The 21,144-nt window shown below is 68.7% G+C and carries 17 protein-coding genes; 9 read left to right on the top strand and 8 right to left on the bottom strand.

Features of this window, described 5'->3' with window-relative positions:
• Positions 1-66 precede the first annotated feature (66 nt).
• From ACFOSH_RS34920 to ACFOSH_RS34905, 4 genes are read right to left on the bottom strand one after another with little or no spacing between them, the layout of a single operon-like run.
• Positions 67-675, bottom strand: a complete 609-nt coding sequence (locus tag ACFOSH_RS34920) for a GTP-binding protein (protein WP_378244357.1) — start codon at positions 673-675, stop codon at positions 67-69.
• The gene (locus ACFOSH_RS34915) at positions 656-1,435 is read right to left on the bottom strand and encodes a DUF742 domain-containing protein (RefSeq protein WP_378244355.1); all 780 of its coding nucleotides are present in this window, start codon (positions 1,433-1,435) and stop codon (positions 656-658) included. The genes ACFOSH_RS34920 and ACFOSH_RS34915 overlap by 20 nt, the downstream gene beginning before the upstream one ends.
• 25 nt (positions 1,436-1,460) lie before the next feature.
• A complete protein-coding gene (locus ACFOSH_RS34910) occupies positions 1,461-1,919 on the bottom strand; it encodes a roadblock/LC7 domain-containing protein (RefSeq protein WP_085939650.1) in 459 nt (152 codons plus the stop codon).
• A 20-nt stretch (positions 1,920-1,939) separates the two neighbouring features.
• Entirely contained in the window at positions 1,940-5,041 is a 3,102-nt protein-coding gene (locus ACFOSH_RS34905) for a sensor histidine kinase (RefSeq protein ID WP_378244492.1), read from the bottom strand.
• Between the two features lie 656 nt (positions 5,042-5,697).
• On the opposite strand from ACFOSH_RS34905, the gene ACFOSH_RS34900 reads away from it, so the two are divergent.
• From ACFOSH_RS34900 to ACFOSH_RS34880, 5 genes are all read left to right on the top strand, one after another.
• Complete coding sequence (locus ACFOSH_RS34900) at positions 5,698-6,729, top strand: ABC transporter substrate-binding protein (protein ID WP_378244353.1); 1,032 nt, start codon at positions 5,698-5,700, stop codon at positions 6,727-6,729.
• Positions 6,730-6,976: 247 nt separating this feature from the next.
• A complete protein-coding gene (locus ACFOSH_RS34895) occupies positions 6,977-7,984 on the top strand; it encodes an ABC transporter substrate-binding protein (protein ID WP_378244351.1) in 1,008 nt (335 codons plus the stop codon).
• A gap of 8 nt (positions 7,985-7,992) precedes the next feature.
• Positions 7,993-8,763: an ABC transporter permease gene (locus ACFOSH_RS34890; RefSeq protein ID WP_378244349.1), complete on the top strand. Its 771-nt coding sequence runs from the start codon at positions 7,993-7,995 to the stop codon at positions 8,761-8,763.
• Positions 8,760-9,593: an ABC transporter permease gene (locus ACFOSH_RS34885; protein WP_378244347.1), complete on the top strand. Its 834-nt coding sequence runs from the start codon at positions 8,760-8,762 to the stop codon at positions 9,591-9,593. The genes ACFOSH_RS34890 and ACFOSH_RS34885 overlap by 4 nt, the downstream gene beginning before the upstream one ends.
• Positions 9,594-9,614: 21 nt before the next feature.
• A complete protein-coding gene (locus ACFOSH_RS34880) occupies positions 9,615-10,496 on the top strand; it encodes an ABC transporter ATP-binding protein (protein ID WP_378244345.1) in 882 nt (293 codons plus the stop codon).
• A 181-nt stretch (positions 10,497-10,677) separates the two neighbouring features.
• Here ACFOSH_RS34880 and mdlC read toward each other — a convergent pair whose 3' ends face one another.
• The 3 genes from mdlC to ACFOSH_RS34865 form a co-directional block, all read right to left on the bottom strand.
• Entirely contained in the window at positions 10,678-12,261 is a 1,584-nt protein-coding gene (gene mdlC / locus ACFOSH_RS34875; RefSeq protein ID WP_378244343.1) for a benzoylformate decarboxylase, read from the bottom strand.
• An 83-nt stretch (positions 12,262-12,344) separates the two neighbouring features.
• Complete coding sequence (locus ACFOSH_RS34870; RefSeq protein ID WP_378244341.1) at positions 12,345-13,019, bottom strand: copper homeostasis protein CutC; 675 nt, start codon at positions 13,017-13,019, stop codon at positions 12,345-12,347.
• Between the two features lie 16 nt (positions 13,020-13,035).
• Entirely contained in the window at positions 13,036-15,741 is a 2,706-nt protein-coding gene (locus tag ACFOSH_RS34865; protein ID WP_378244339.1) for a sensor histidine kinase, read from the bottom strand.
• Positions 15,742-15,932: 191 nt separating this feature from the next.
• Here ACFOSH_RS34865 and ACFOSH_RS34860 point away from each other — a divergent pair, with 191 nt between their 5' ends.
• Positions 15,933-16,892, top strand: coding sequence for an ABC transporter substrate-binding protein (locus ACFOSH_RS34860; RefSeq protein ID WP_378244337.1), 960 nt, complete (start codon positions 15,933-15,935; stop codon positions 16,890-16,892).
• Here ACFOSH_RS34860 and ACFOSH_RS34855 read toward each other — a convergent pair.
• Entirely contained in the window at positions 16,889-17,524 is a 636-nt protein-coding gene (locus tag ACFOSH_RS34855; protein ID WP_378244335.1) for an LppU/SCO3897 family protein, read from the bottom strand. The two genes, ACFOSH_RS34860 and ACFOSH_RS34855, sit on opposite strands and share 4 nt — an antisense overlap.
• An 86-nt stretch (positions 17,525-17,610) precedes the next feature.
• Between ACFOSH_RS34855 and ACFOSH_RS34850 the strand changes: the two genes are divergently transcribed.
• The 3 genes from ACFOSH_RS34850 to ACFOSH_RS34840 all read left to right on the top strand — a co-directional run bounded on the left by ACFOSH_RS34850 (position 17,611) and on the right by ACFOSH_RS34840 (position 21,082).
• Positions 17,611-19,257, top strand: a complete 1,647-nt coding sequence (locus ACFOSH_RS34850) for a DNA repair helicase XPB (RefSeq protein ID WP_378244330.1) — start codon at positions 17,611-17,613, stop codon at positions 19,255-19,257.
• A 204-nt stretch (positions 19,258-19,461) separates the two neighbouring features.
• Positions 19,462-20,217, top strand: a complete 756-nt coding sequence (locus ACFOSH_RS34845; RefSeq protein ID WP_378244328.1) for a DUF4253 domain-containing protein — start codon at positions 19,462-19,464, stop codon at positions 20,215-20,217.
• 49 nt (positions 20,218-20,266) lie between these two features.
• Positions 20,267-21,082 (top strand): DUF72 domain-containing protein, encoded by an 816-nt coding sequence (locus ACFOSH_RS34840; protein WP_378244326.1) that lies wholly within the window; start codon positions 20,267-20,269, stop codon positions 21,080-21,082.
• Positions 21,083-21,144 lie beyond the last annotated feature (62 nt).

Here is a 21,144-nt window from a genome sequence, read left to right as displayed (position 1 = left end):
CAACGGCCGCACCCGCTCCGGGCATTCGTCTGTTTTCTACCCCGCGCGCATCCTTGTTCGTCCTGCCTACCCTGCGCGCAACGCCGAATCGTAGGCGATGGCGTGCTGCACGACCGAGATCAACACCTGCTTGGCGGACTCACGTTCCCGGGCGTCACAGGCCATGATCGGCACGGACGGCGAGATCGTCAGCGCGTGCCGGACGTCCTCGATCTGATGGTGCAGCAGCCGGTCGAAGCAGTTGATCGCCACGACGTACGGCAGCTTCCGGTTCTCGAAGAAGTCGATCGACGGGAACGCGTCGGCGAGCCGCCGCGTGTCGACCAGCACGACGGCACCGATGGCGCCGACCGCGAGGTCGTCCCACATGAACCAGAACCGGTGCTGTCCCGGCGTACCGAACACGTACAGCACCAGGTCCGAGTCCAGCGAAATCCGGCCGAAGTCCATGGCAACGGTCGTCGTCGACTTGTTCGGGGTGGCCGAATTGTCGTCGACGCCGGTACTGGCCTCGGTCATCATGGCCTCGGTGGTCAGCGGATCGATCTCCGAAACCGCTCCGACCAGCGTGGTCTTCCCCGAGCCGAATCCGCCAGCGACCACGATCTTGGCCGACGAAGTCGGTCCGGTCACCTGCGGCGCATTCGCGTCGGAGTCAAATTCTCCGAAGCCCACTGAGCACCCTCTCCATGAACTCGATACTGGGCCGGTCACCCACGTTCTGGCTGGCAGTGTGCACCAGGACCAGACCGAGGCCGGCCACGTCTCCGATCAGCACCCGGACCACGCCGAGCGGCAGGCGCAACAGCGCCGCGACTTCGGCGACGGACCGGGTGTCCAGGCAAAGGTCGCAGATCGACCGGTGTTCGGGGACGCGTACCCGGTCGAGTACCCGTCCCTGTTCACTGGTGGAGATCAACGCCTCGATGGCAAGGTCGTACGTCGGCTTGGTCCGTCCCCGCGTGCGGAAGTACGGCCGGACCAACCCGGAGGATTCGACGTCGGTGGTGTACTGCTCGTCGACGAACTCGTTCTGTGCCTGCTGCGGCAGTGCCGCGGCGAGCGGATCCGCGGCCGCCGCCCGGCGCTCCTCCTCCTTGTCGAAGGAGAACTTGGCGAACTCACCGGAGTCGTAGAGCGGACCACTGCCACCACCGAACAGTTCCGCCCCGGGGCCGCCGAGCAGGCGTTCCCGGTAGTCCGAGACGCTGAAATCGGCGGGTCCCTGTCCCGCGTTCGAATCGGTCAACCAGCGGGAGGCTTCGTCGGAGGACACCGGGTCGTTGTCCGACCCCTGTGCCCGGCGCGAGCGCCATTCGCGGTCGACCCGGTCCCGGAAGGACGTCCAGTCCTCCCGGCCGTCGTCACGTTCCGACCACCCGCCGTTGAAGTCGTCACCGAGCCGGCCATCGCCCCTCAAGCGCCCGTCGTCCACGGCAATCTCCTCGGTTCCCGGTCGCTCAGCGGCGGACCGACGCGCCCTGCAGCTGCGCGCGCATCTCCGGTGTCAGCTGTTGCCCCACCCGTTCCACCAGCAGGGTCATCTCGTAGACGACCAGGCCGATGTCACTCTCCGGCGACCCGAGGACCGCCAGACAGGAACCGTCGGACACCGACATCAGGAAGAGGAAGCCATTGGCCATCTCGACCACCGTCTGCGCGACCGTGCCGCCTTCGAACACCTTGGCCGCACCGCGCGCGAGGCTGGTGAGCCCCGACGCGACCGCGGCCAGCTGATCGGCCCTGTCCTTGGGAAGCCCCTTCGAGGAGGCCAGCAGCAAGCCGTCCGCCGACACCACCACGGCATGCGCCGCGCCCGGGACCCGGTGCACGAAATCCGTGATCAGCCAGGCAAAGCTGCTCGTGTGTCCTTTACCCTGCGCCTGGCCGCCAGGCTGCGCCGGACCACCCGGCTGCATCGCACCCGCCCGTGTCACTGTCACTCCTTACTGCTGTCATCGGCAAGGGAATCCGCACCCCTGCCAGTCACCGGAACGCCCTTGTCATCCAGCGCGTCGAGCGGGCGGTCCTGCAACGCGTGCCGTCCCGACTTGTAGCCCTGCTGGAAGCTTGCCATCCGGCTGCGAGCCGCCGTCGCCGAGCGGGCGATCGCACCCGTTCCCGGCATTCCGGAAGTCTTGTCGGCGAACGAGTCTTCCTTCTTCGGCTCGTTCCCGCCGATCGAACCGGGGACGAGGTTCTGGTTCGGCACCCGTTTGGGCAGGCCCGCCGGGGTGATCTCGTCGTTCCGATCTTCGTACAGGACCTGCGCCGCCTGCCAGCCGTCGTCCGACGCGCTGCGCCAGCCATTGTCCTGGAGCACCGTCTCCGGCGGAATACTCTGCGGGGTCCGAGTGGGCAATACCTCTTCGGGGACGTCCTCGACGACGGGTTCCACCGCTTCGGCGCCACTGGTGCGGGCCTGCGCGGGTACGTCGGACTCGACCGGCTCGGTGTAGGTGGTCGGGGTGTCGCTCCCGGCCTCGTCACCTTCGCTGAACCAGCGCGAGAGCACCGACTGGTAGATCGGCAGGCGCCGGGTGGGCACGTCGTCCTCGAGCGCCGACTTGCCGGCGTCCGAAGGCTCCTCGGGCTGCCGCGGCGGCTCGGGCGGGGTGTACCGGGGCTCCCGCTTCGGCAGTACCAGCGACGCGAACTGCGTCTCCGTGCCGCTCGAAGCGCCGTCGCCGTTCGTCGGCGAGATGTCGTCGGCCGTCGGCCAGGCCGGGGACTCCTCGGGAGGAGTCACGGGGCTGAGGAACGGCCCCGCCGCGTTCTTGCCCGCGACCAGGTCGTCGAGACTGATCGGCTGGTCGAGCGGGACGAGCCCGCCCTGCTGCGCGACCGGCTGCGGCGCCGGGGGCTTCGACGGCGGCGGCGGGGTCATCTCCAGGCCGCGGTCGGAGGCGGGAACGTTCGGCAGCGAAGTCGACATCTCGGACATCGACGGCATCGACGTTTCCGAGCGGTTGGCCGGCGGCGGGGTGTTCCGCACGCCGGGCCGCAGGTGCGTGAGCAGCTCGGCGGGCACGACGACCCGCGCGATCACACCGCCCTCGATGTCCTCGTTCTCCCGGAGCCGGACCTCGATGCCGTGGCGGCGCGCCAGGCGCGCGACCACGTACAGGCCCATCCGCCGGGTCACCGAGACGTCCAGGTCCGGCGGGTCGGCCAGACGCTGGTTGACCTCGGCGAGGCGTTCGTCGGTCATGCCGACACCGTGGTCGGTGACCTGGATGGCGAGCGCCTTCTTGCGGGTGATCACCGCGCGGACGGTCACCTTCGTCTCCGGCTCGGAGAAGTAGGTGGCGTTGTCCAGCAGCTCCGCGAGCACGTGCACGAGGTCGTGGATCGTCAGGCCCTGGACGGCGACCTCGGGGACGATCCCGATCTCGATCCGGGCGTACTGCTCGATCTCCGAGACCGCGGCGCCGATGACGTCGGCGGCGGGGACCGGCTTGGGCACCGACTTCGCGAGACCGGCGCCCGAGAGCACCAGGAGGCTTTCACCGTTGCGGCGCAGCCGCGTGGCGAGGTGGTCGAGCTCGAACAGGCTGGCCAAGTGGTCCGGGTCCTGCTCGTCGGCTTCGAGCCGGTCGATCACGCCCAGCTGGCGTTCCACCAGTCGCTGCGAGCGGCGGGACAGGTTCACGAAGATGCCGTTGACGTTCTCGCGCAGGAGGGCCTGTTCGGCGGCCATCTTGACGGCTTGCGCGTGGACGACGTCGAACGAACGCGCCACTTCACCGATCTCGTCACGCGAAGTGACGGGCACCGGCTCGACCGACCGCTTCGAGGCGTTGACCGGGTCCGGGTCGTCCAGGATCGCTTGCACGGTTTCCGGCAGCCGGGTGTAGGCGACGTCGAGCGCCGTCTTCCGCAGCACCCGCAGCGGGCGCAGCATCAGGCGGGCGATGACGAGCATCAGGAACAGCGCCGCGAGCAGGGCCAGCAGCACGACCGCGCCGCCGATCCACGCCGAGTTGATCGCGTCGGTGGCCAGGCCGTCGGCCTGGGCCCGCAGCTGGCCGAGCAGGTTGGTCTCGACCGCGCGCAGCTTGTCCAGCGCGACCCGGCTGTCGTTGCCGAGGGCGGCGTTGTCGATCGACGGCGTCTGGTTCTGCTGGTAGAGCGAGAACGCCATCGTGGTGATCCGGCGGCGGTCGTCGACCTCGGGTCCCGAGAAGGTGTCCGAGTAGAGCTGCCGCTGCTCGGGGCTGGCGTTGGCGACGAAGGCCGCGGTCGACGCGTCGCCGCTGGCCACCGCCGAACGAGCCTGGTCGAACAGGTCGCCGGGGAACGACGAGCGGAAGGAGGCGATCAGCAGCGCCGCGTCACCGCGGGCGATGAACTCCTTGCTCTCACTGATGGCCTGCACGGTGACGCCGAGCCGGAGCACGTCGCGGTTCGCCACCGCGGTGGTCACCTCGCGGCCGAGCTGGACCAGCGAGTCGAGGATGCCGGAGTAGGCGATGAGGACCGGGGTGTCGCCCAGCAGCGAGGTGTTCATCGCGCCGCGCAGCGGGCGCAGGGCGTCGAGCCGCTGCAGACCACGCGAGTAACGGTCCCTCGTGTCCTGGTCGTCCGGGTTGATCTGGTTCGCCGAGGACCGCAGGTCGTCGACGGCGCGGTCGACCTTGGCGATCTGCGCGTCGAGGCCGGTCTGGCGCGACCCGTCCTGCGAGGAGATCCGGGCGACGGCGAGCGCGCGTTCGCTCTGCAGCTCGTGCACCACGAGGGTGATCTTGTCGGCGAACGCGACCTGGTCGGCCGTGTCCTGGAACCGGGCCGCCTCGCTGCTGTCGTCGATCACGCGCAGCGTGCCGAGCGCGAGCGCGGTCAGTGTCGGGATGATCAGGACTGCCGCGAGCTTGGATCGCAGACGCCAGTTCCGCAGGCCCAGGAACGACCCGGCCACCTTCCCGCCAGGACCGTCTCCGGTTTCCCGCGCAGGGGTCCCTCCCACCCCCGCGGTGTCTTCGTTCGGCACCGCCGCACCACCATCATCTTCATTCGGGCCGGGAAAGCCCATTTTGGACATGCCGTTCTCGAGCTGGCCGTACTGCTGCTGTCTGGGTCGCTTGTCGGAGACCACTACCCGCACGCTCCTGCCACCCGGCAGGGACGTTCAGGGCGTGAGTACTCGGTCCTCCGAATGAGGAAGTCGTCTTCGACGCAGTCTCTCAAGTGCACTTGACCGAAACCCTGCCTGGCGTCATTGGTCCGTTCGGCCTAACCCGCCAGTGCGCGGGTACGCACCAGTGAAGCACGGTCGTGTTCGACATGTTCGACACAGAGTGCCTTGCACCTCGGGAAAGGTCCAGAGCGTTCGGCCATCCAAGGCACTCTCTTTCACTACATCAGTGGTCCACACCTCACTACCGGTGCATGAGGGTAGCGAACGGTAGCCCCAGATGTAACCCTTCGGACAAGACGCACAAGAAGACACCGGACGGCCCTTGACCTGTCCGCGCTCAGTTGTCAACAAACCCACGGCGCGAACACGCCGAGTTGTGTTCACTTCTGACAAACAACCTGTTCGGGTGATCGTTACCACTGGGGATCATAGGATGACCACCCATTGTGAGCACGTTGTCCGTTCTCTACAGTGAGGCCGTGACTCCGGCAAAGAGTCACTTCCGAATTCCACATCAGGGCACGTCGTCACGTGTCCTCCCCCTCGATCAGGAGCACCACTTGCTTTCGAAGAACGCCTTGAGCGCCCGCCTCGGGCGGCCGTCTCGTGGAAAAGCGAAGGCGCTCGCGCTCGCTATGGCGGTCGTCGTCACGACGTCGGTCGGTGGCTGCGGCCTGCTCGGCGGGGACGAGTCGTCCTCCTCCGGCGGCTCCGGAAACCTCGAGAAGTCGAAGATCAAGGTCGCCGTGATGTCGACCATCGACCTCGCGCCCCTGCGCCTCGCGCAGGACGGCGGCTACTTCAAGAACGAAGGCCTCGAGGTCGAGGCGATCGAGGCAGGCACCGGTCAGATCTCCCTGACCAAGCTGATCGGCGGCGAGGTCGACGTCGCGTACGCGAGCTACACGCCGTTCTTCATCGCGATGAGCAAGGGCACCGCCGACATCAAGCTGGTCGCGGACGCTTCCTCCGCCGGCCCGAAGAGCACGATGCTGGTCACGCTGCCGACGTCGTCGGTGAAGAGCGTCAGTGACCTGGCCGGCAAGAAGATCGGCATCACCGCACCGAACACCGTGTCCGACACGCTGTCCAAATCGGTCATGAAGGACCACGGCGTCGACGCCAGCAAGGTCACCTGGGTGCCGATCCAGCTGCCGAACGTCGGGGCCGCGCTCAAGAACGGCGACATCGACGCCGGCTTCCTGACCGAGCCGTTCATCACGCAGACCGCGAAGCAGGCGGGCACCGTCCCGGTCGTGGACACCGCCACCGGCGCCACCCAGGACTTCCCCACCGCGGGCTACGGCTCCCTCGGCAAGTTCGTGAGCGAGAACCCGAAGACCGTGGCCGCCTTCCAGCGCGCCATGCAGAAGGCCACTCGCGACGCGGCGGACCGCTCCAAGATCGAGCCGCTGCTGGTCAAGTACGCCAAGATCGACCAGGACACCGCCGCGCTGACCACGCTGCTGACCTTCCAGTCCACCCTGGACCCCCGCCGCATCCAGCGGGTCCCGGACCTGCTCCTGCAGATGGGCGCCATCCAGACCAAGATCGACGTCGCTCCCATGATCGCGGCCCAGGCCACGAGTTGATGACGCGCGGTTACTCCGAATAGCCGCTTTGCTCGCAATTTGCTTACTTAAAGTAATGCTGTCCAAGCGGGTGATCATAGGATCGGGCGAATGGCCTAAAATGATCACCCGCTCACGACACCCATTGTGAGCAGGTGGGCAAATCTCTAAGGTGACCGCGTGCCTGGCGAAACGAAGCCACGACACGGATGAAAAAACCCAACGGTGATTCATTGTTTCCGAGGAGCTGGCTTTGTTTCGAAACGCCATGAGCAGGGGTCGGTCACGTAGAGGACAGGGTGCCATCGGCGTCGCCCTGAGCGCGCTCATGCTCGCCACGTTGGGCGCCTGTGGCGCCCTCGGCGGGGAAGACACGTCCAAGGCATCCAGTGGTGGTGACGGTGCTCTTGAGAAGCCGAAGATCAAGGTGTCCCTGCTGCCCGTCGTCGACCTCGCGCCGCTGCGGCTGGCGCAGGAAGGCGGCTACTTCAAGGCCGAGGGTCTCGAGGTCGAAGCTGTCGACGCCCCCAGTGGTCAGGCGTCGATGACCAAGATGATCGGTGGCGAGGTCGACATCGCCTTCTCCACCTACATGCCGTTCTTCGTCGCGAAGAGCAAGGGCGCGGCCGACGTCCGGCTCGTCGCCGACTCCGTTTCGGCCAGCCCCAAGAGCAACGCGGTCGTCACGGTGCCGACCTCGTCGGTCAAGACGATCAACGACCTCGCGGGCAAGAAGATCGCGATCACCGACAAGAACACCGCCTCCCACCTGCTCACCGTCTCGGTGATGAAGGACCACGGCGTCGACACCAGCAAGGTCCAGTGGGTGCCGATGGCACTGCCGAACATCGCTGCCGCGCTCGCTTCGGGCCAGGTCGACGCGGGTTACCTGCCCGAGCCGTTCCTGACCCAGGCCTCCAAGGTCGTCGGCGCCACCCCGGTCGTCGACATCGCGACCGGCGCCACGCAGGACTTCCCCCTGGCGGGCTTCGGCGCGCTCGGGTCCTTCGTGGACAAGAACCCCAAGACGCTGGCCGCGTTCCAGCGCGCACTGGGCAAGGCCGTGCGCGACTCGGCCGACCGCTCCAAGATCGAGCCCCTGATCGTCAAGTACGCCAAGGTCGACGCGGAAACCGCGTCCCTGCTCACGCTGCCGACGTTCGGGTCCACCCTGGACCCGCGCCGTCTGCAGCGCGTGCCGGACCTGCTGCTGCAGACCGGTGTGCTGACGGCCAAGCTCGACGCCGCTCCGATGCTCGCCCCTCAAGCTGGATAAAGGTCAAGGTGCCACGACTTCTCCGTGCCCTGGCCGGTCTGGCCGGTTTCTTCCTCGTCTGGGAAGTGATCGTCCAGGCCGGCCTGGTCCGTAAAGAGTTCCTCCCCCCGCCGTCCGTCGTCCTCGTGACGATCTTCGAACAGTTCGGGGAGACGCAGTTCATCCGGGATCTGATCGCCACGTTCCTCGCGTGGGCGATCGCCCTGCTCATCGCGGTCGCCGTCGCCGTGCCCGCCGGGCTGCTGCTGGGCAGCATCCCCGGCCTGCGCACCGCGACCGCGGTGGTCGTCGAGTTCCTGCGGCCGATCCCCGCCGTCGCGCTGATCCCGCTGGTGCTGTTGCTGATCGGCGGCGGCCCCGAGGCGAAGATCACGCTGGCCGTGTACGCGTCGTTGTGGCCCATCATGTTCAACACGATCTACGCGCTCGGCGAGATCGACCCCGTGCTGATGGAGACCGCGAAGGCCTGCGGCACGGGCAAGTTCCGGACGCTGACGTCGGTGGCGCTGCCGCATACCGCGCCGTTCGTGTTCACCGGGGTCCGGCTGTCCGCCAACATCGCGCTGATCGCGGTGGTCAGCACCGAGTTCCTGGCGGGCGCCAAACTCGGCATCGGCAACTTCATCATGCAGGCCAGCACCGGTTCGACCAGGTTCGACCTCGTGCTCGCCGGCACCGTGGTGGTCGGCGCGCTCGGCTTCCTCATCAACGGCGGACTCGAAATGATCGGCAGGCGGGCGTTCCGCTGGAGCACGGTCGACCGGGAGGCGATCTCGTGACGACCCTCACGCTGACCAGCCGCGTCGGCAGGCGCGTGGGCCGGGGCCTCGGCATCCTGGTCCGCAACTGGCTGCTGTTCTTCGCCCTGCTCGGACTCTGGGAGCTCTCGACCCGGCTCGGCCAGAGCCCGTTCTTCCCACCGCCGACCGAAATCGCGGCCACTTCGGTGAAGCTGTGGTTCACCGGTCCGGCCTCGCAGCTGTTCCTGACCGACACCGTGTTCGACAACGTCCTGCCGAGCCTCGGCCGGACGCTCGGCGGCTGGCTGCTGGCCGGCGCGCTCGGCGTCGCGCTGGGTGTCGCGCTGGGACGGTCCCGGCACGGGATGGACTACGTCGGGCCGCTGTTCGCGTTCTTCCGCTCGGTGCCGCCGCCCGCGCTGATCCCGGTGTTCATCGTCCTCTTCGGACTCGGACCGGGGATGCAGACCGGCTCGATCATCTTCGGCGCGATCTGGCCGGTGCTGCTCAACACCGTGGACGGCGTCCGGTCGGTGGACCAGGTGAAGGTCGACACCGCGAAGTCGTTCCGGACCCCTCGGTCGTACTGGGTGCGCTCGATCGTGCTGCCCGCCGCCGGGCCGAAGATCTTCGCCGGCCTGCGGTTGAGCCTGTCCATCTCCCTGCTGCTGATGGTGATCTCGGAGCTGGTCGGTTCCTACAACGGCATCGGCCGGTCCCTGATGGACGCCCAGCAGGCGTTCGACTTCCCGCTCATGTGGTCGTGGCTGGTCCTGCTCGGGCTCCTCGGCTTCGGGTTCAACGCGGCGTTCCTCGCGGTGGAGCAGAGAGTGCTTCGCTGGCAGCCCACCCGCAACGGCCGTATCTAGTTCTTTCGAAGGGTCAGCAAGATGTCAACCATGCTCGAAGTCTCCGGGCTGAACCACCGGTACGGCGCGGGAGAAAAGGCGCACGTCGCGGTCAACGACCTGTCGTTCACCGTGGAAGCGGGGCAGCTCGCGAGCATCGTGGGCCCGTCGGGCTGCGGTAAGTCGACGCTGCTGCGCTGCATCGCCGGGCTGATCAAGCCGACGTCCGGCCGGGTCAGCCTGCACGGCGACGACATCTCCGCCGGGGTGCCGGAGGATCTGGCCGTGGTGTTCCAGGACTACAGCCGCTCGCTGTTCCCGTGGCTCTCGGTCGCCAAGAACGTCGAGTTCCCCTTGCGGTGGCGCAACTTGAGCCGCTCGGAGCGTCGTACGCGGGCGCAGGACGCGCTGGAGTCGGTCGGCCTGGCCGGGGTCGGTTCGAAGTTCCCGTGGCAGCTCTCGGGCGGTATGCAGCAGCGTGTGTCGATCGCGCGGGCGCTGGCCAGCCGGCCCGCGCTGTTGCTGATGGACGAGCCTTTCGCGTCCGTCGACGCGCAGACGCGGTTCGAACTCGAGGATCTGACCCGGCGCGTGCAGCGCGAGAACGGGAGCACGATCCTCGTGGTCACGCACGACATCGACGAGAGCGTCTACCTGTCGGACCGGGTGCTGGTGCTGTCGAAGTCGCCGGCCACGATCGTCGCGGACCTGCCTGTCGGGCTGCCCGCGGACCGGAACCAGATCACCACGCGCGAGTCCGCCGAGTTCGTGACGCTGCGCGGTGAGGTGGCGCGGCTGCTGCACGGCGGTGCTCCCGAGAACGCCGCTGCCGTCACCGCGGCTTCGGACGCGGCCGAGTACGAGCTGGCGCAGCAGGACGCCGCGACCGACGCTGCCGCTGAGGCTCGCGCCAAGAGCTCCTGACGGCCAAAGTCCGTGAAGGCCTCCTTCACTACCTTCAGGGTAGGGAAGGAGGCCTTCGCTACTTCTGGGCCCAGGGCCGGAGCCTTCAGCCCTCCTGACCCACGCGCTATGAAAGGTCCTTTCCTTGCAAATTTTGCAAGGAAAGGACCTTTCATAGCGCGCGAAAGCGCCCTTCGGCTCGTCAGTAGAGCGTGCGCGGGTTCGCGTCGATGCGGACGTGCACCAGGTGCGGGTGCTCGTCCGGCAGCGCGGCTTCCAGCACCGGCTTGAGGTCCTCGGCCTTCTCGACGACCGACGTCCCCAGGCCCAGGCTCTTCGCCAGCGCCGGGAAATCGATGCCGCCGAGGTCGACGCCCGGCACCTTCTCGCCGCCCGCCGCCTCGCCGAGGATGCGCACGGCGGCGTACTCCGAGTTGTCGAAGATCACGAACGTCACCGGCAGATTGTGCTGCGCCGCCGTCCACAGTGCCTGGACGCAGTACATGCTCGACCCGTCGCCGAGGATGGCGACGACCTTGCGGTCCGGGCGGGCCAGCGCGGCACCGACGGCGGCGGGGAGGCCGTAGCCCAGGGTGCCGCTGGCGACGGTGAGGAAGCCGGTGTCGGTGGACTTGATCGGCAGGTGGTCGTGCAGCTCGTTGCGGTGGCTCGGCGTCTCTTCGACGACGATCGCGTTGTCCGGCAGGACTTCCGAGATCGTGGCGTAGGCGAAACCGGGCGTGATCGGCGTGGCCTCGGCGGGCTTTTCCAGCCGGGTACGGGACTTCGGCGCTTCCCGCGGCGCGGCGCGGTCCAGGAGCGCGCGGATCGCGAGCTTCGGCGTCGACCGGATCCCGGTGCCCTCGGCGGCCCTGGCGAGGACCTGCTCGTCGTCGCTGATCAGGAACAGCGGCGGCAGCGCGGTTTCCGACTCGCCCCGGTACACGTGGTAGGTGAACGCCGGCGCGCCGATGACGACCACGAGGTCGTGCTCGGCCAGCGCGCCCGCGAGCATCTTTCGTTCCGGCTGCAGGAAACCGAAGAACTGCGGGTGGTCCTCGGGGAACGAGCTGCGCGCACCCATCGGCGGCGCCCAGACCCCGGCGCCCACCTTCTCGGCCAGCGCGACGACGTCCGGCACGGCGCCTTCACCGTCGATGCCTGGGCCGACCACGATCGCCGGGCGCTCGGCGGCGTCCAAGGCGGACACCAGCTCGTCCACAGCGGACGGATCGGGCGCGAAGCCGCGGATCGGCGGCCGGGAGATGATCGGCTTCGTGGTCTCGACGTCCCAGTCGTCCACGGGCACGGAGACGAACACCGGACCCATGGGCGCCTGCGTCGCGATGTGATACGCCCGCGCCAGCGCCGCCGGGACGTCCTCGGCCCTGGCCGGTTCGCAGCTCCACTTCACGTACGGCTTGGGGAAGTTCGTCGCCTCGACGGCACCGAGGAAGGGGTCGTCGGGCAGCAGCGACCTGGTCTGCTGTCCGGCCAGGATGATCAGGGGCGCGTTGTTGCGATAGGCGGTGAAGACATGCCCGAGCGCGTGGCCGACCCCGCCCGCGGAGTGCAGGTTCACCAGCGCCGGCCGTCGCGAGGCGCGGGCGTACCCGTCGGCCATCGCGACGACGGACGCCTCGTGGAGCGCGAGCACGTAGGTGAAGTCGTCCGGCCATTCCGTGAGGAAGGCGATCTCGGTCGTGCCGGGGTTGCCGAAAACCGTGGTCAGGCCCAGTTCTCGCAGCAGTTCCCTGGTCGCGTCACGTACGGTGCGGGTAGCCATGGCGCACACGGTATCTCGTCACCCGCCGATAGTTGAAGATGCAACCTCATATCACCGTGTGTGGTCTGGACCTGACCCGGTGTTCACTTGACCACGGCAGCCCACTCGCGCACGGCGGCGGCGTCCACATCGGACTCCCAGCCGCCGGGCCGGACGGCGCTGCCGACGTGGAACGCGCGCACCCCGCCTGCCCGCAGCAGATGCACCTGCTGGGCCCGCAGACCGCCCCCGACCAGCAGCTGAGGCCCGTCCTCACGCCGGGCGAGCCGCTGCAGGACCGAGAGACCGTGCGCCACGCCGTGCGGATGCCCGGCCGCGAGCACCGTGTCGCACCCGAGCGCGGCCAGCTGGTCGTAGGCGCGCAACGGGTCCCGCGCGCGGTCGATGGCCCGGTGGAAGGTCCACGGCAGACCGTCCAGCTCCTTCACCAGGGTCTCGCAGGCGTCGACGTCGATTTCGCTTTCCAGGTCCAGGAATCCGAGGACGAACTCCCGCGCGCCCGCTTCGATCAGCCGCACGGCGTCCGCGCGCAGCCCGTCGAGGTCACCGGCGGCGAACGACATGTTGTCGCGCAGCATGACCCGCACCGGCAGATCGGTGGCGGCGAGCACGTCGCGCAGCGTCCCGACCGACGGCGTCAGACCGTCGCTGGCCATGTCGCTGACCAGTTCGAGGCGATCGGCCCCGCCCTCCTGTGCGCGCTCCGCGTCCGCCGCGGTCAGCGCGATCACTTCCAGCAGGCCGGTTTTCGAACTCATGGATCTTCCGTTTCGCTCAATCCGAGGGGTTGTCTTCACCCCTGGCGTGGCGACCGCGCCGGAATCCGCCTTGCAGGCTGGTCATCCGTTCGCGAACCGCTTCGGGGGAAAGTGAGAGTATCGGCCTCTCCCCTCGCGGCTTCTCCGGCCTGTCGTCCTGCGACCGGGCCTCGGGGACGACGGCGGGCAGCACCGGCCACGTCTCCTCCGCCCCGTCCTCCTGTTCCAGCTCGGCGGACGTCGGCCAAGCGTGCTCCGGCTCGGGCGCCGGCGCCTCTTCTTTCGGCACCAGAGCTTTCGGTTTCACCGGCTTGAGCGCCGGCTCGGTCGGCTCGTCCGGTTCCCGCGCGGGTTCCTGGCTCGCGGCGCTCGCCTCGGCCGCTTTCACCGGCTCGAACGAGGGCAAGGAGGGCGGGCCGGGTTCGGCGGGCGAAGGCCCCTCGCGCGGGCCACCGTGGTCGAACCACTGCGAAAGCACGCTCTGGTACTTCGGCATCCGCTCGGTCGGCGAGTCCAGTTCGAGATGGTTGGCGGCGTCGTCGTCCGACGAAGGCCACTCTGGCGGGGTCTCGCGTTCGACGACGGGCGCGCGCCGCAGCGGCCCGGGGTCCAATACGGGCGCGAACCGCGACTCCGCGTCGCTCTCCTCCGGTTCGGGCAGCGGCGGGACTTCCAGCGGCGGTTCGGGTTCCGGCTCGGGGGTGGCGGCGACGGGCGGGGGTTCCGGCATCGGGGCGGGCCGCGGCGCTTCGACGATGAGCCCGGCGGGCACGACGACCACCGCGGTGATCCCGCCGCCGTCGGCGGACCGCAGGCGGACGTCGATGCGGTGCCGGACGGCCAGTGTCGCGACCACGAACAGGCCCATCCGCCGCGAGACCTCGACATCGACGTCCGGCGGGTTCGCCAGCCGCGTGTTGGTCCGGTCGATCTCCGCCTGCGGCATCCCGGCGCCGTGGTCGGTGATCTCGATCTGCCATTCGCCGCGATCGGTCTCGTGCCCCTCGACCTGCACCATCGTGCTCCGGTCCGAGTAGCGGGTCGCGTTCTCCAGCAGCTCGGAGACCACGTGCACGAGGTCGTTGACGGCCTCGCCGCGCACCGCGATCCGGGGCTCCGCGCCGAGTTCGATGCGCTGGTAGTGCTCGACCTCCGAGAGCGCGGCGCCGATGATCTCGTCGGCGACGACGGATCCGCCGTCCTCGCGGACGACGTCGGTCCCGGAGAGCACCAGCAGGTTTTCGCTGTTGCGCCGCATCCGCGTCGCGAGGTGGTCCAGTTCGAACAGCCCGGCGAGCGTGTCGGGATCCTGTTCGTCGGCCTCCATGCGGTCCAGCACGGAAAGCTGGCGCTCGACGAGATCCTGGCTGCGCTGCGACAGGTTCACGAACATCGCGTTGATGTTCTCCCGCAGCATGGCCTGTTCCCCGGCGAGCCGGACGGCCTCGCCGTGCACCGCGTCGAACGCCCGCGCCACCTGGCCGAGTTCCTCGCGGCTGAACACCGGCACCGGCGCGACGGCGAGGCGCCGTCGCAGGTTCTCCGGCTGCGGCTCGGGATCACTGAGCAGGCCTTGGACGGCCGCCGGGAGCTGGTGTTCGGCGACCTGGAGCGCGCTGCGGCGCAGGATCCGCAGTGGTCGCAACAGCGAACGCGCGATGATCACCGAGAGCACCCCGGCGACCACCAGTACGGCGAGCACGATGCCGCCGTCCCAGATCGCGGACGTTCTCGCCTGTGCCGCAAGGGCGTCGGTGCGTTCCTGCAGCTGCACGAGCAGCCCCTGCTGCACCTGATGGGCCAGATTGACCGTGTAGGTGGCCGAGGTGTCCCACTGGTTCGGGTCCAGCCCGCCGAGGCCCTGGTTGTTCTCGGCGCGGATGAGCGCCGATTCGACCATGTCGTTGCCGATGTCGACGATCAGGCCGATGACCGTGTCGTCGTACATGCGCTGCTGTTCGGGGGTCGCGAAGGTGCGGTAGTCGTTGCGGGCGGCGGCGAGTTCGGCCTCCGCCCCGAGCAGCGCGCGGGTCCTGTCCCGGTTGAGGCCGCCCTGGGCGAGCGCGGCCGCCATGATCGCGCGCTTGACCGACATCTGGTCCTTGATCCGCGCGAGCGCGTTGCCCGCGAGGCGGAGCTTCCCCAGATCCGGATCGGACACGTCGGCGGCGGTGGAATCACTGATGTCGAGCAGGCCCGAGATCAGTTCGCTGTAGGAGCGCAGCACCGCGTCGGCGGGGAAAGCCGAGTGTTCCGCGGAAAAGCGGAGCCCGGTCAGCACGCGCAGACGGTCGCTGGTCAGCTGCAGGCTGGTCGCGGACTTGTCGCCGAGCCTGCTCTTGCTCTCGCCGAGTGTGCGGTCGAACGTGCCGATGGCCTCGTCGACGCGTTTGCGCTGCTCGGTCAGTTCGGAGACGTCGCCCTTGCGATCGCCCGCGACGAACCGGACGGTGAGGTCCCGTTCACGCTGGAGCTGGTGCACGGCCTCGGCGACGGTGCTGTCGACCCGGCCGCGGGTGGCGAATTCGGCCAGCTGCCGCGCATCCCGCAGATCCGAGTTGACCCGGAGCCCGACGAGGGCGACCACCGCGAGCGCGGGAATCAGGAGTACCACGAAGAGTTTGGTACGCAGGTGCCAGTTCCGCAGCCGCCAGCGGCCACCGACGCGAGGGTGCCGTTCCGCCGCGTCGCCCCCACGGGGACGCTTGTCGCGACGGGCCACCTGGTTTCCTTTTCCCACCACGGGACCCTTTCCCATGGCTGACATCGGGGACGAGAGCCCGAACCTACTGTAGAGTAACAAGGTTCGAGAACGATCGAAAGCCGCGCAATCCGGCGTCTCCCGCACGCGATCGTATGGGGCCCGGACCATACGATCCAGCAGGAGGAGCACATTCTCTCGGTAGGTGAGCGGTGACGAAGATGCGCGTCTTGGCGATTCCGCTGGTAGCGGCTCTGCTGGCGACAGCCGGTTGCGGAGTGTTTTCCGGCGGTGACGCAAGCAGCGACGCGCCACTCGAACGGTCGGAACTACGCATCGGTGTCGGAAGCCCCATCGACACCGCGCCCTTGAGGGTCGCCGTCGCCGAAGGGAAGTTCACCGCCGCGGGCCTCGCCGTGACCCTCGTCGATGTTCCGGCCGACCAGTCGATCGGCAAACTTTCCGCGGGCGAGATCGACCTGGCGTTCGCCAGCGACGTGTCGATCTTCCGCGCCGCCGCGGCCGGGACGGCGCTCCAGTTGCAGGGCGAGGCCTACACCGCCGGCCGCAACACCATGGCGCTCGTCACACTCCCCGGCTCCGACTACTCCGAGCCGACGCTCAAGAAGGCACCGAAGATCGCGGTGAACATGCTCGACGACGTCGGCGTGCTCGCGGCCCGTTCGGTGCTCGGGACCGCGGGGGTGGACGTGAACAAGATTCAGTTCAAGCAGAACCCGTTCGACCGGATGCCGCAGGCGCTGCAGGCGGGCGAGGTCGACGCGGCGTGGATGGTCGAGCCGTACATCACGAGGGCCGAGAAGGAACTCGGGGCGAGCATCCTCGCCGACGGCGCGCGCGGCGCGACGCTGGACTTCCCGATGTCGTCCTACGTCTCGACAGGCACTTTCGGCCAGGGCAACGCCCGCACGCTCGCGGCCTTCCGGGAAGTGCTCGGCGAGGCGCAGGTGCGGGCCGCCGACCCGGCCGTCGTCCGCGACGCGCTGCCGACGTTCTCCGACATCGACCGGACCACGGCGTCGCTGATCTCGCTCGGGTCGTACCCGGTCTCCCTCAACGGCATCCGGCTGCAGCGGGTCGCCGACCTGATGCACAACTCCGGCATGCTCGGCGCGCGGCTCGACGTGCAGTCGATGGTGCCTCGCTCCTAAATATTCTCCCCGGTCGGCCTGAGGCACACCGTGCGCTCAGGCGGCCCGGTGTAGTGCAGTTCGGTGTCGTCCGACGAGCAGGCCGTCTCCGACGACCCCTTCGTCACGACGGCCCGTGCCTCCGCGCTGATGTCGGTGCAGCGGACCTTCGCGATCCGCGTCTCGTGCACGACGTCACGCAGGCAGTCCCCGGTCTCGACGTTCAGCGCGAGACAGAGCGTCTTCTCGGCCTTCTTGCTCGACGAACTCCCGTACAGCTCGAACTGGACGTAGTCCGAATCACGGCATCCGGACGAGCCGGAACGCACCTCGTCGATGCGGAAGGTCGCGCGGCTCGACGTGCAACTGGTGGTCGTGTAACTCTGGGCGCCGCCCGCCTCGTCGGTCAGGTACACGCATTTGCCCGCCTCGACCGTGGTGAACTTGCCCGACTGCGAGATCCCCCAGGCGACCAGGCTCCCCACGCCCAGCGCGACGACGACACCGAAGACGATGGACACCTTGGCCAGCACGCTGATCGGCGGTGGCTTCGGGAACGGCGTCGGCGGCCCCACCTCCGGCATCGCGGGCAGCGGCGCGGGCGCGTTGAACGGGTCGTACTCGGGCATCCCGCCGGTCGGTGTAGTCGTCAAAGTCCCCTCCTCCTCACCTGACACACATCCTTCCACCAGCGGTGCCGAGGCGGGAGCCGGTGTGGCCGGAACGTATAAAGGAGGATGTGACCGATGGCCCGCTGATCGTCCAGTCCGACAAGACCGTCCTGCTCGAGGTCGACAACAGCCAGGCCGACGACGCGCGGATCGCCATCGCGCCGTTCGCCGAACTGGAACGCGCGCCCGAGCACGTCCACACCTACCGGATCACGCCGCTGGCGTTGTGGAACGCTCGCGCGGCCGGCCACGACGCCGAACAGGTCGTCGACGCGCTGACGACGTACTCGCGGTTCCCCGTGCCCCAGCCGCTGCTCATCGACATCGTGGACACGATGGGCCGGTTCGGGCGGCTGCAGATCGCCAACCACCCGGCGCACGGCCTGGTCATGTCGACCACCGACCGCGCGGTGCTGGAGGAGATCCTCCGGCACAAGAAGATCAGCCCGATGCTGGGCGCGCGCATCGACGAGGACAACGTCATCGTGCACCCGTCCGAACGCGGACGGCTCAAACAGGCGCTGCTGAAGGTCGGGTGGCCGGCGGAGGACCTCGCGGGTTACGTCGACGGTGAAGCGCACCCGATCGAGCTGGCCGAGGACGACTGGGAACTGCGCGACTACCAGCGCAAAGCCGCCGAAGCGTTCTGGGCGGGCGGGTCCGGCGTCGTCGTGCTGCCCTGCGGCGCGGGCAAGACGCTGGTCGGCGCGGCGGCCATGGCGCACGCGAAGGCCACGACGCTGATCCTGGTGACGAACACCGTCGCCGGGCGGCAGTGGAAGCGGGAGCTCATCGCGCGGACCTCGCTCACCGAGGAGGAGATCGGCGAATACTCCGGGGAGAAGAAGGAGATCCGGCCGGTCACCATCGCGACGTACCAGGTGGTCACCCGCAAGACCAAGGGCGAATACCGGCACCTGGACCTGTTCGACTCGCGGGACTGGGGCCTGGTGGTCTACGACGAGGTCCACCTGCTGCCCGCGCCGGTGTTCCGGATGACCGCGGACCTGCAGTCGCGGCGGCGGCTGGGGCTGACGGCGACCCTGGTGCGCGAGGACGGCCGCGAAGGCGATGTGTTCTCCCTGATCGGCCCGAAGCGGTACGACGTCCCGTGGCGCGACATCGAGGCGCAGGGCTGGATCGCGCCCGCGGAGTGCACCGAGGTCCGGGTAACACTGACGGACGCCGAGAGGCTCGCGTACGCGACGGCCGAGGCCGAGGAGCGGTACAAGCTGGCGGCGACCGCGGACACCAAGACCAAGGTGATCAAAACGCTGGTGGACCGGCATCCCGGCGAGCCGACGCTGGTCATCGGGGCCTACCTCGACCAGCTGGAGATGATCGGCGACGAACTGGACGCGCCGGTGATCCAGGGCGCGACGCGGAACAAGGAACGCGAGGAGCTTTTCGACGCTTTCCGGCGCGGTCAGATCAGGACGCTGGTCGTTTCGAAGGTCGCCAACTTCTCGATCGACCTGCCGGAGGCCTCGGTCGCGATCCAGATCTCCGGGACGTTCGGTTCGCGACAGGAAGAGGCCCAGCGGCTCGGACGGCTGTTGCGGCCCAAGGGCGACGGGCGGCAGGCGCACTTCTACTCGGTCGTCTCGCGGGACACCGTCGACACCGAGTACGCGGCGCACCGGCAGCGGTTCCTGGCCGAGCAGGGGTACGCGTACCGGATCGTGGACGCGGACGACCTGCTGCGCCCGATGTGACCTCACGCGTCTAGTCCTCTGGCCGCGGTCCTTGCACGGCGCGAGGGCACCGTCCACTGTGGACGGTACCGATGTGGCGCCTGTGACTTCAGGGACGCCTGGGGCGCCGGTCCCGAAATCCCGCAAACGGGGTATCGAAAACTGTCGGTGCTTCGAACTAGTGTTCGGGTAGAGTTGACCGAACACCAGTTCGAGGGGAAGCCGATGACGATCGCACCGTTCCGACCGGGTACGCCGCCCGTCCAGACCCTGCCGCCCGGCCGCTGGCACGGCCGGATCTGGGTTTCGGATCTGCCTTTGGCCAAGCCGGAGCGCTACACCGGCTGTGTCGCCGAGTTCGACCGCTCCGGGCTGTGGCCGGTGCTGATCCCGCACGACCAGCGGTTCGCGGCCAACGGCGAGGACTGGCTCGACGACCGCGGCAGGCTCGCCCCCGCCGACCACCGGATCTCCTCGGTGGACCCGGCCGAGGTGCTGGCCCGCTGGTGGGACACGTCGTGCTGCGACGGCGCCTGCCTGCGCCCGTTCGGCGCGAAGTTCCCCGGCCTCGCGCGCCGCCCGTCTCGCCGGGCGGATCCGCTGGCCGAGGCGGGCAACACCGGGTCGATCCTGGCCGCGCGCGGGCAGCACCGGCTCGCGCTGGTGCAGACGGAGCGGCCCGCCGACATCCCGGCGATCCTCGGCTGGACGGGCATGATCAAGGCGACCGATCAGGTCCACGAGCTGTCCGCGATCCTGCGCAGCTGGGAAGACCGCTTCGGCGCGACGCTCACGGTGCTGGGCTTCGACTCGATGGAGCTGTCGGTGGCCGCGCCGCCGCGCACCCAGGGCCGCGCGCTCACCGTCGCCGCCGAGCACCGTTCGTTCTGCCTGCCCGCGTTCGCCGGTCAGCCGGGCAATCTGCGCGAGTTCGCCGCCAGCCTGGTCCAGACCCGCCGGTGGCGGTTCTCGTGGGCGTGAGCGGGCGTTTGCGCCGGGAGGAGAGGGGGAATCAGGGCTTCGGAAGGCGGTGATCGACGTCGCGGAGCTGAGGATCGGCACTTCGGGCTGGCGCTACCCGTCCTGGCGCGGGGACTTCTATCCCCGCGGGCTGGTGCAGCGGCGCGAGCTGGAATACCTGGCGGGCCGCATGAACTCGGCCGAGCTCAACGGCTCGTTCTACTCCCTGCAACGGCCCGAGCGGTACCGGGCGTGGGCCGAGCAGACACCGGACGACTTCGTCTTCGCCGTCAAGGGCGGCCGCTTCATCACGCATCAGAAGCGACTGCGCGACGTCGAGACGCCGCTGGCGAACTTCTTCGCGTCCGGGGTGCTGGCGCTCGGCCGGAAACTGGGGCCGATCCTCTGGCAGCTGCCGCCTCGGCTGGCGTTCGACGCCGAGCGCGTCGAGACGTTCTTCAAGCTGCTGCCGCGCACCAGTCACGCCGCCGCCAAGCTCGCGGGTGAGCACGACGACAAGCTGAAGGCCGAGCCGCACACTGACGGGAAGCCTCGCCGGAAGCTCCGGCACGCCGTCGAAGTACGGCATCCGAGCTTCGCCGAACCCGAGAGCCTCGAACTGTTCCGGAAGCACGGCATCGCGCTCGTGGTCGCCGACACCGCCGGGAAGTTCCCGTTCGTCGACGAGATGACGAGCGAAGACTTCGCGTACGTCCGCCTGCACGGCGCGGAGGAGTTGTACGTCAGCGGGTACAGCGAAAAGGCGCTCAAGCAGTGGGCCCGCAAGATCGAAGGCTGGCGTCGCGACACGTACGTCTACTTCGACAATGATGTCGAGGTCGAAGCCCCGAAGAACGCGATCGCCCTCGCGAAACTCCTGGCGTGAACCGCGCGAGCTGCACAGTCAGCGCACAGTGAGCGGTGTCCTGTTAGGTGGGGCGTGAGGCA

Source organism: Amycolatopsis speibonae (assembly GCF_042647925.1).
In the GTDB taxonomy this organism is placed as follows: domain Bacteria; phylum Actinomycetota; class Actinomycetes; order Mycobacteriales; family Pseudonocardiaceae; genus Amycolatopsis; species Amycolatopsis speibonae.
This window is presented reverse-complemented; position numbering and strand designations above follow the sequence as displayed.

Coding starts and splice junctions, on each gene's coding strand:
- ACFOSH_RS34910 (WP_085939650.1), bottom strand. CDS start 1,919: ATGCAGCCGGGTGGTCCGGCGCAGCCTGGCGGCCAGGCGCAGGGTAAA.
- ACFOSH_RS34870 (WP_378244341.1), bottom strand. CDS start 13,019: ATGAGTTCGAAAACCGGCCTGCTGGAAGTGATCGCGCTGACCGCGGCG.
- ACFOSH_RS34880 (WP_378244345.1), top strand. CDS start 9,615: ATGTCAACCATGCTCGAAGTCTCCGGGCTGAACCACCGGTACGGCGCG.
- ACFOSH_RS34905 (WP_378244492.1), bottom strand. CDS start 5,041: ATGTCCAAAATGGGCTTTCCCGGCCCGAATGAAGATGATGGTGGTGCG.
- mdlC (WP_378244343.1), bottom strand. CDS start 12,261: ATGGCTACCCGCACCGTACGTGACGCGACCAGGGAACTGCTGCGAGAA.
- ACFOSH_RS34845 (WP_378244328.1), top strand. CDS start 19,462: ATGACGATCGCACCGTTCCGACCGGGTACGCCGCCCGTCCAGACCCTG.
- ACFOSH_RS34895 (WP_378244351.1), top strand. CDS start 6,977: ATGAGCAGGGGTCGGTCACGTAGAGGACAGGGTGCCATCGGCGTCGCC.